6 protein-coding genes and 1 pseudogene are annotated in these 10,021 nt (G+C 34.8%); 5 read left to right on the forward strand and 2 right to left on the reverse strand.

Translation table 11 applies throughout. The features are described from left to right. The first annotated feature begins 9 nt into the window (after positions 1-9). Entirely contained in the window at positions 10-738 is a 729-nt protein-coding gene (locus LX92_RS09675) for a hemerythrin domain-containing protein (RefSeq protein WP_109650083.1), read from the forward strand. Here the strand turns inward: LX92_RS09675 and LX92_RS09680 are convergent. Further along, positions 735-1,721: a helix-turn-helix domain-containing protein gene (locus tag LX92_RS09680; RefSeq protein ID WP_109650084.1), complete on the reverse strand. Its 987-nt coding sequence runs from the start codon at positions 1,719-1,721 to the stop codon at positions 735-737. The two genes, LX92_RS09675 and LX92_RS09680, sit on opposite strands and share 4 nt — an antisense overlap. A 115-nt stretch (positions 1,722-1,836) precedes the next feature. Here LX92_RS09680 and LX92_RS09685 point away from each other — a divergent pair, with 115 nt between their 5' ends. The 4 genes and pseudogenes from LX92_RS09685 (at position 1,837) to LX92_RS09710 (ending at position 8,727) form a co-directional block, all read left to right on the forward strand. Then, positions 1,837-4,218: a TonB-dependent receptor gene (locus tag LX92_RS09685; protein WP_109650085.1), complete on the forward strand. Its 2,382-nt coding sequence runs from the start codon at positions 1,837-1,839 to the stop codon at positions 4,216-4,218. Positions 4,219-4,294: 76 nt separating this feature from the next. Then, positions 4,295-5,341 (forward strand): alpha/beta hydrolase, encoded by a 1,047-nt coding sequence (locus LX92_RS09690; RefSeq protein ID WP_109650086.1) that lies wholly within the window; start codon positions 4,295-4,297, stop codon positions 5,339-5,341. 39 nt (positions 5,342-5,380) lie between these two features. Beyond that, positions 5,381-6,511: pseudogene (locus LX92_RS09700) on the forward strand (PepSY-associated TM helix domain-containing protein). A 1,178-nt stretch (positions 6,512-7,689) separates the two neighbouring features. Then, positions 7,690-8,727, forward strand: a complete 1,038-nt coding sequence (locus LX92_RS09710; RefSeq protein ID WP_109650090.1) for a LacI family DNA-binding transcriptional regulator — start codon at positions 7,690-7,692, stop codon at positions 8,725-8,727. Positions 8,728-8,859: 132 nt separating this feature from the next. On the opposite strand, the gene LX92_RS09715 is transcribed toward LX92_RS09710, so the two are convergent. Continuing rightward, positions 8,860-10,021: glycoside hydrolase family 92 protein (locus LX92_RS09715; protein ID WP_146197818.1), on the reverse strand; the 1,162-nt coding region annotated here is incomplete at its 5' end.

Below are 10,021 nucleotides of genomic sequence, written 5' to 3' on the forward strand. Positions count from 1 at the left end.
TAAAAAAGCATGATAACATCGAACTCCTCACCTTCTGAAATAACCCAACAAGTTAGATGTACAGAACATGTATTCAATCGCTTTGATATTAATCCGTATAATAAGAATAAGGTTTTGGACAATACGGTATTGACCGAAGTGAATCCTGATTTTTTGGTAGATATTCTTAATGTTTTTTGTAAATATAAAGAATTGGATTCCTGTTGCTTTGAGATGTACCCAGTTCCTGTTATTTTGGATTATTTAAAGCGTTCGCATGCTTACTATATGGAAAAAATATTACCGGAAATTGGTCAAAGTATATCGATTCTACTTAGTAATTATCCTAAATCCCATCCTTTATTGGAAATCCTGTATAAATTCTATTTTAACTATAAGGTTGATTTAAAGGAACATTTTTCAGAAGAGGAGGAAATACTATTTTCATATGCGGAAAGCCTGTACAAGGCAAAATATTTTAAGAATGAAATTTTCTTTTTTGTTGATTTCCTGCAAAAATATTCAATCAACGATTTTATTGATAGCCATTCGGATACCCTGGAAGGCCTAGAAAACGTAAAGCATATTTTGTTACAATATAATCCTCCCGTAACCAATAAAAGTTCTTTTAGGATGTTGGTAGGGAAGTTGGAAAATTTGGAGCATGACTTAAGGATTCATGCCTATATTGAAGATGAGATATTGGTCCCTAAACTTTATCTAATGGAGAAAAGTTTAAAACTTGAATTCAGTAATTAATGCTTTTTCAACTTACTGGGTAGATAGTTGTATTTTCTTTTGAAAGCGGTTGTGAAATGTTGCGGGTTTTTATATCCTATTTCATAGGACGCCTCGGTTACGGTATACCCCTTTTCAAGAATCAATTTTTTAGCCTTTACCATTCGCAATTCCGTCAGATAGGAGAAAATGGGCATACCGAAAACCAGTTTAAAATTCTGCTTGAGTTTGAATTGATTGATACCCGTAATTTGGGAAAGCTCTAATATTGTGGGCGGATTCTTAAGATTCTTTTTAATTATGGTTTCCGCTTTAAGGATATTTAAATAATCGTCTTCGGTTATATTTTTCTCCTGATAAGTTTTCTTGTTTTTTAAACTATCAAAAAATAGCGTTAATATTTCGGTGATCTTTGATTCTAAATAGGCCTTTTTTATGGCGCCTTCGTAGGTGCAATTGATTATTTCATCTATAATGAACTGCAATTGTGAAGTAATGGGTTTGCTATGTTTCCACATTAAAAATGGGATGTCTCTTTCAAGGGCATCACCAAAACTGGAACTTACCGCTCTATAGGAATGGCCAAATACCCGTTTTAAATAATCTTTTGTAAAAAGAATTTCCAAGGTATTTCGTTTGTAACAATCATACCGTAATTTTCCCTTTACCATAGGTAGAAAAAAGAAATTATAATGGCCATTGGGAATCTTCACAGCTACACTTCTATCGTTTTTCGGTGTGTAATGGCTGTTCCCTTCAATTTCAAAATGCATTTTAAAAAAAGGGAAATTATGTTCAACATCAATAATTAAAGGTGGGTTTATTTTTCCTTTTCTGATGCTTATTTTTATGCCATCCAAAAAAATCTCCTTGGTTTCACCTTTTACCAAGGAACTGCTGCTAACCACTGTTTCTTCCCTTAATTCTTCGGATTTAAATCCTTTTGGATAGTTTCTGACTATTGTTTTTTCCGTAAATGAGGAACTTTTTAAAGTAGATTTCATAAGATACTTTTTACGGCTTTTTTAATACTATTCGCGTAGGTGAAATTATCAATTATTAAATACTTTTGCAAGCATTATTTAAATTCAATCTAAATAAAAACAAATTAAATATATTATGAATTCATCAAAAATGATCAGGATTTTATTGGGACTATTTATTTTAGTTTCGATGGGAATTGGATATGCCCAGCAGCCTAAAGGGAGCATTAAAGGGAAGGTGTTGACATCGGATAATGTGCCCGCAGAGTATATCAATATAATCTTAAAATCTACCAACAAAGGGACAACTACGAATATGGAAGGGTTTTATCGACTTAATAATATTCCATACGGAAATTATACTTTGGAGTTTTCATTGATTGGTATGCAGAGTAAATCAGTGGAAGTCCAGGTAAATGCCTCGGAAATTCAGGTTGAGGATGTTGTTCTAAATGAGAATCAAGAAGAATTGGACGAAGTTATTATCATAGCGGAACGGCTAAATCAATTTGCACAGAAAGAATCAGAGTACGTCGCCAAGGTTCCATTGAAGAACATAAATAATCCACAATCGTATTCCATAGTTACGGGTGCACTCTTAAATGAGCAGGTTACCACCGATTTGCCATCTGCATTCAAGAGTATTACAGGTGGTGGGTACGTAGAGTCCAATGATGGCAACGTAAGCGTTTACTTAAGGGGATTCAGGTCAGATGTACACTTAAGAAATGGAGGAATTGCTTGGGTAAAGGCTCCATTGGATCCTCAAAATATAGAACGCATAGAACTGGTTAAAGGACCTGGTTCATTGTTTTATGGCGCCAATGTCAATAATATCGCCAATTATGGAGGTGTTGTAAATAAAGTAACCAAACAAGCTTATGATGGTAAAAAATTAGAGCTGGGCTATACCACAGGAAGATGGGAACAGAATAGGGCTACCGTTGATTTTAATACCGTATTGGATAAGGATGAGAACGTTTTTTTTAGATTGAACGCGGCCTATAATTCAGAAAACAGTTTTCAAGATCAAGGGATTGTAAGGGAATTTATGTTGGCTCCATCATTGACGTTCAATGTATCGGATCGGCTTACCGCTAAAGTAAATATGGAGTATAATCAGAGTAAACGAAATTTATATTTTGCAAGTGGTGTTAGTCCTTCGCTTATTTCTGATAGCGTGGATAGTTGGGATGACTTGAAATGGGATTATAATACAAGTTATGGGTCAAATGAAATGGCAGGTTATTTTGCTTCTACCGTATTGCAGGTACTATTGGATTATAAATTATCCGACTCATGGACTTCTAAAACAACATTTACCAACGCAGATCTTTATACGGATGCCAATTATTTACGTCGCGTAATGTCAGACGAATATACAGTAAGTAGATATTACCTTCAATTAGACCCAAGGGAATCCGGGAACACACATATTCAGCAAGATTTTTTAAATGTTCTTGAAGGTGGGAAACTGGACAACAAATTCGTTACTGGAGTCAGTTATCTCAACAATTATGATGATACCCAACGTACGGGTGTTTGGAATGCGGTTGATCCTATAGATGTAAACAATCCTGTAATAACAGGTAGGACAAACGAACAGTTTGAAGCTACCCTTGCGGATCAAACAAAAAACAAGACCATAACAAAATTCGAAACATTAGGGTTTTATGCTTTTGATGCACTTACCTTAAATGACGAGATTACCCTTGCTGCGGGATTGCGATTTGATCGATATATGGGTAAGAACACCGTATCCAACGGTTCTGAATTAAGTAATGGATATAACCAAAATGCGCTGAGTACAAAATTGGGACTGGCCTATAATCCGTTCAAAGATAAGGCATCCCTTTTTGTAAACTATATGGATGGATTGACCAATAATGCACCATCGGATGATGGTACCGGAGAAATCATTACTTGGGATGCAGAAAGGGCAAAACAATTTGAGGTTGGCACAAAATTGAACTTTTTCAGTGGAAAACTAAAAAGTACCATTAGCTATTATAATATAAGCATAGATAATGATATCATATCAAATGAGAATGGTGTCAGTGTACAGGAAGGGGAAACATTGAGTAAAGGATTTGAGGTAGATTTAATAGCGAATCCTTTTCCTGGGTTCAATGTCGTTGCAGGCTATACCAAGAACAATGCAACATTGGAAAAGGTTAGCTCTGGTAGTGAAAATATAGTTGGAAATAGTTTAACGTATACCCCAGAAACTGTTTGGAACTTTTGGTTGAGTTACCATGTATTCAAAGGCAAGGCCAGTGGTCTGGGCTTTGGGTTTGGGGCGAATCATATAAGCGAAATATATAATAGTACCTCCAATAATTTCGGCTCTGATGCCTACACTACTTTTGATAGTACGGTTTTTTATAAAAAAGACAATTATAAAATCAGTTTTAAGGTTGATAATCTCTTTGACAAGGAATACTACAATGGTTATGGAATACCACAAAAACCATTTAATTTTAGGGTAGGTCTTACCTATAATGTTTTTAACTATTAACTAAGAAAATGAAAAGAGGACATTGCTCGGGAATGTTCTCTTTTTTAATATATAATAAAGCTATTAATTTAAGAGAATGAAGATTTTCATCGCATGTATATTGTTTTTAGCATCCTTAACCTCTTATGCCCAGAAGATAGAAATAGGAGCTATCGAAATCATATATTCCGAGATTCTTCAGGAAGAAAGGGAATACTGGATATATTTGCCAGAGCACTATTCAGATGAAAAATACAAAGAACAAGAGTATCCCATCATATATCTTTTGGACGGTGAAAAGTATTTTCATGTCGTTTCAGGTATTGTAAACAATTTTTCAAGTGGTTATTATCCCATAATGCCAGAGTGTATTGTGGTCGCCATCAAAAACACCAATAGGGCAAGGGATTTAACGCCAACCACTATGGCTGATATGGGTTACGAAAGTGGAGGGTCAAGTAAGTTTGAATATTTTATCACAAAGGAATTGATGGCCAAAATCAATGGGACATATAGGACAATGGACTATAAAATTCTTATGGGGCATTCTTTTGGGGGACTATTTACCATGAACGCTTTATTCAAAAAGGCAAACAGTTTTAATGCCTATGTGGCCATTGACCCAAGTTTATGGTGGGATGATGCGCTATTTGTTAAAGGGCTGGGAGATAAATTGCACTGGTTGGATTTTGATAAAAGAACCTTGTTCCTGGCAAATGCAAATTCATTGGGTTATCCCAAAAAAGCGGGAAAACAAGATAATGCCCATTTTAAGGCAAAAGAAATGGCAATAAAGAAAATGAACGCTAATATTCCGAAAAATTTAAACCTAAATATTAAAACATATCCCGAAGAAGACCACGGAAGCGTTGTTTTACCCTCTATAATAGATGCATTTCGATTTATATTCAAAGGGTATAGGGCCAATGCAAAGGAAGTTATGAAAAATCCAGCTTTACTTCGAACACATTATCAAGAAGTGTCCGATAAGTTGGGATTTGATTTCAAACCCCAATGTGCGTATATAGATGGCATAGTTGATTTGCTAATAGAAAGACATCAATTGGAAAAAGCCGAAATTCTAAATCATTTGAATATGGATTTATATCCCACCAATAAATATCTGCAAGAAAAGTTTGATTAAGCCTTGAACACTATGAGAAAATACACATTTAGGAAATTGATGAATGACTTACACCTATGGTTAGGTGTTGGTAGTGGTATAATATTATTTATTGTGTGTTTTACGGGTTGTATTTTGGCTTTTGAGAAAGAGATTGTGTTCTTATTTGATAAAGAAGATTATTATTCAGAAAAGATTGGGAATAGAGTTCCTTTTGATAGGCTCATTGATTCCTTGGAGGGAAATGATACCATAGTAAAGGATTTTATTTTTTATGGTGAAGAAAATAGAAATCACCAGTTTACCTTGCTTACAAAAAAGCAGATTGAAAAAAGTAAGGGATAGCCTGTAAGGGGTACAACGGTTAGCATAAATCCTTATTCAGGGAAACAAGTGATTGCGGTAGGTAAGACAAAGACATTTATGCATACCATGGAAGAATTACATCGCTATCTTCTGTTGGATAGTAAATGGGGAAGGCCCATTGTAGGTGTCAGTACCATTATATTCGTGTTTATGTGTCTTTCTGGATTGATATTATGGTTTCCAAAAAAACTTAAAAAATTCAGGAATTGGAAAGTTTGGAAACAGGGTTTTACCATTAAGACCAAGGGAAGTTGGAAACGTATAAATTATGATTTTCACAATACCTTCGGTTTTTATGCATTGCTGCCCATGTTACTTATGGGGCTTACCGGACTCTTGTGGTCATTTACATGGTATTATGATGGTTTGGAAAGGGTTTTGGGGGATAAATTAGGGAAATCTAGATTTGATAAAACTATAACTATTGATGATTCCAGTGAATATCAAGACAAAGCTATCCTGGATTTTAATACACTCCTTAAGAAAACAGATAGTATATTACCTTATTCGAATGCTGCAACTAGGGTTACACTGCCATTATCCCTTGACCAAAGTATAATGATTCGAAAGATCAGCAATGAATTTTTGGCCTTTAATGCCGCTGATAAGCTTCAATTCAACCCCCATACCAACAATCTTGTTTCTGCCATATACTTTAAGGATGAGTCAATCGGTTCAAAAATAGCGGGTCTGATCCGAGGGATTCATGTAGGGGATTTTGCAGGTTTGACAACCAAAATCATCTATTTTATTTGCTGTTTGATTGCCACTTCCCTGCCTATTACTGGAACCTTAATTTGGATCAATAAAATGAAGAAAAAGTAGATGGATGTAAAACCCAATCAGTTTAAATAGTTGCGTACATTTAATGAACGGTTATCTAAAATATTTCATCACTCTTTTTTTGAATTGGGAATGTAAGCGTCCTAAAAAGGATAAGTCGTTTTATCGATTTTATTCTAATAAAGGCGTACATAGTTGTATTTTAAAGTTTAAACTGACCCGTGTCGCTATACTTTGTAATGCAGAGCAAAGCCCCGCCCACTGGAAATCTATTTCATCGCCGATAAACCAAATCACTTTAATTGCGCAAAAAGACCTAATCAATACAGTTTTGGATATGGTACGTTTGGAAAGAAAACGTTGGGCATCAATGGGCGGGTCACTTGACCACTTTCACCGGTACCTGGTATCTTTTAAATTTAAACATACTAAGCACTCAACGTAACTACGTTTAGTCTTACGTTGACAATGATTAAGCAAAAACCGAACAAATTGAATGAAACAAATATTAATACGATCATTAATAATATTAATTTTTCGTCGGTAATAATAACCCTTAGAGCTATATTTCTGATTTTGGTAAGAGAATGTAAGGGAATAACATCGATTGGATTTTAATCTCAATGATTGCATTAATCGGTCCAATTTTGAGGATTATAAAAGGAACAAAACTTATTACACAAACCAACAATGAATAATCTAAGTTTTGATTTATTATTTGGCCTAATCGAAGAAAATCGCTTTGGGAATATAACTGATGATAAGATTATGAAAAAAGTAATAATAGATTTATAACTATTGCCAACAAAGCCTCTTATGAAACGCCTTCATGTGGTTATCTAAAGTTTATATTAAAAAAACCTCAAGGAAATTGTTAATTATTATGCTAAATCGTTTAACTTACTCTTAAATTAAAATACAATATAAAGTTTTAAGAATGAAATAGCGGTGGTTTTCAGCTAAAGGGATAAATGATTTTTCATGATAAATTTTTTTAAAACTGAAAAACCTCAAATTGTTTGTTAAATTGTAAGGAATAAACCAGAAGGTTATAGACAATATTGTTATATTATTATGTGGTGCTTTTCGTTTTTTAATGACCTTGGGTATTTGTGACAGGACAATTGTTGAAATTATTGAAAGGATTGCTGAATAGAACTATGATTGTTTTTTTTAGCTAAAGAAATAACCACTTATAAGCGAAGTAAGATTATTTTAATATGAAGAAAAAACGCTATTCCATCACAGATATCGCAAAGGAATTGAAGGTGTCGATTACCACGGTATCCTTTATCCTTAACGGGAAGGCAAAGGAAAAACGAATTAGTGAAGTGGTAACTAAAAAGGTTTTGGAATATGTTGAAAAAGTAGGTTATCAACCCAATTCCATCGCAAGAAGTTTAAGGACAGGGAAAAGTAGGGTTTTGGTTGTTATCGTGGAAGATATCTATTCTCAGCTGGCAAGGGTTTTAGAAGATATTGCTTATAACAAGGGGTACCGGGTATTGTTTTGTAGTAACGACAATGATGATGAAAAATCGAGAACACTTTTAAGGCTTTTTAATGAAAGACAGGTAGATGGTTACATTATAGTCCCTTCACCAGGCATCGAAAAAGAGATAAGGATGTTGAATGAAGAAGGTGTACCTGTCGTGCTTTTTGATAGGTATTTTCCCTCACTGGAAGTAAGCTGTGTTATGGCGGCCAACAACAAGGCTACTTACACTGCTGTACATCAGCTTATTAAAAATGGGTATTCGAAAATACTTTTTGTGACCATAGACTCCAAGCAAACACAAATGATGGAACGTAAGAATGGATATCTAAAGGCATTGGAAGAATATGGATTGGATGCTAATGTCTTAGAAATTCCATATAGACTCAAAGACACAATAGAAAAAAGAAAGTTACTTAGACAACAATTGGAGAAAACAGATAGTTTTGATGCTATATTTTTTGCTGTCAACTATTTAGCGGTATCTACTTTGAGGATTATTAAAGAGGAGTTTCCGTCTTATTTAAATTCTAAAGGATTTTTCACCTTTGATGATAATATTCTGTTTGAATTGTTTAGTCCTTCTATTTCGGCTATTTCACAGCCGTTAAATGAGTATGGAAAACTGTTAATGGATATTATTCTTGCTAAAATTGAATCTTCCGATCAAGATAAGGAGGATGAGTTCAGATTGCATCTTTTGAATTGTGAGATTAAATATAGGCAGAGCTCATTACCCATAAGTGAACGTACAATCGTATAAAAAATATTATTTTTTACCCTACACCACCTTGTGATTTGGAAAATATAACATTGGAAGCATGAACAGTTTCAATATTGATTGAATTACATCAAGAACCTCAAAGTGTTTTATTACAATTATACATATTTACCCTTATTCGGTCTCCAACAGTATTTTGCCTCCTTTATTGAAGATATCATTGGAAACAAAATAGCCACTGTGCTTAGTACCGTTTAACATAAATCCTTTTAATTTTCTTCCTCCTGTTGGATTCTCAATTATCAGAGTATTTCCATTCTTAAGGTTCCACTTCACTTCTTCAAAAAGAGGAACACTTACCAAATATTCGCTATCTGCAGGGGACAGTGGGTATAGCCCCATTGCGGCACAAACATACCAGGAAGACATTTCACCTGCATCATCCATTCCTGAAAGGGCCAATCCATCTTTGCCTACCCCATAAAAATCGTTGAGTATCGTGTCAATAATCACTTGGGATTTTTCGGGTTTATCCACAAAGTAATAAGAAAAAGGGGCCTCATGATCGGGTTGGTTTCCGTGACAATATTGACCAATGAAACTAGAAACGTTTCTGGCAATATGATTCGGGTTCCAAGGTAAAGTAAATAGGGAGTCCAATTTTTGCTCAAAGGCATCCTTGCCTCCATATAGCCCTACCAAACCTGGCATATCGTGAGGTACGTAAAAAGAGACCTGCCATGCATTTGCTTCGCGATACATGTATTCATAATATGGATATTGCGGATTGAATGGACTTACCCAGTCCCCGTTTGCCAACCTTCCCCGCATGAAATGGGTGGCCATATCAAAAACATTTTTATAATTTTTCGCCCTTTTCGATAAATCATTGAAATGAATGGAATCATTCAGTTCTTTTGCCAAAAGTGATAGTGCATAATCATCATAGGCATATTCCAAGGTTTTTGAAACCCCTGCCGAACCAACAGTTTCAACCACCGGATCGTTTATTCGAAGCTCTGGAATATATCCTTTTTCGATATATGATTTTAAATATGGTCGCCCCCCATTATGGCCTTTGTTCTCCTCATAGGCATTGTTCAATAATAATTGATAGGCTTTGTTTATATCAAAATTGTCCACCCCCCTAAAATAAGAGCCAGCGATAAAGGAGGCGCCATGATCCCCATGGAAAAAAGTAGGTACATATCCTGTTAATTCACCAATATCCATCAGGGATTTTATAACGTCGTTGGTCACCTCTGGTTGTAATAAGGCCAACAGCACCAATTTATTTCGATAGGTATCCCATAAGGAAGGAATTGTATAATACTTA

This window comes from Maribacter polysiphoniae (genome assembly GCF_003148665.1).
In the GTDB taxonomy this organism is placed as follows: Bacteria; Bacteroidota; Bacteroidia; order Flavobacteriales; family Flavobacteriaceae; genus Maribacter_A; species Maribacter_A polysiphoniae.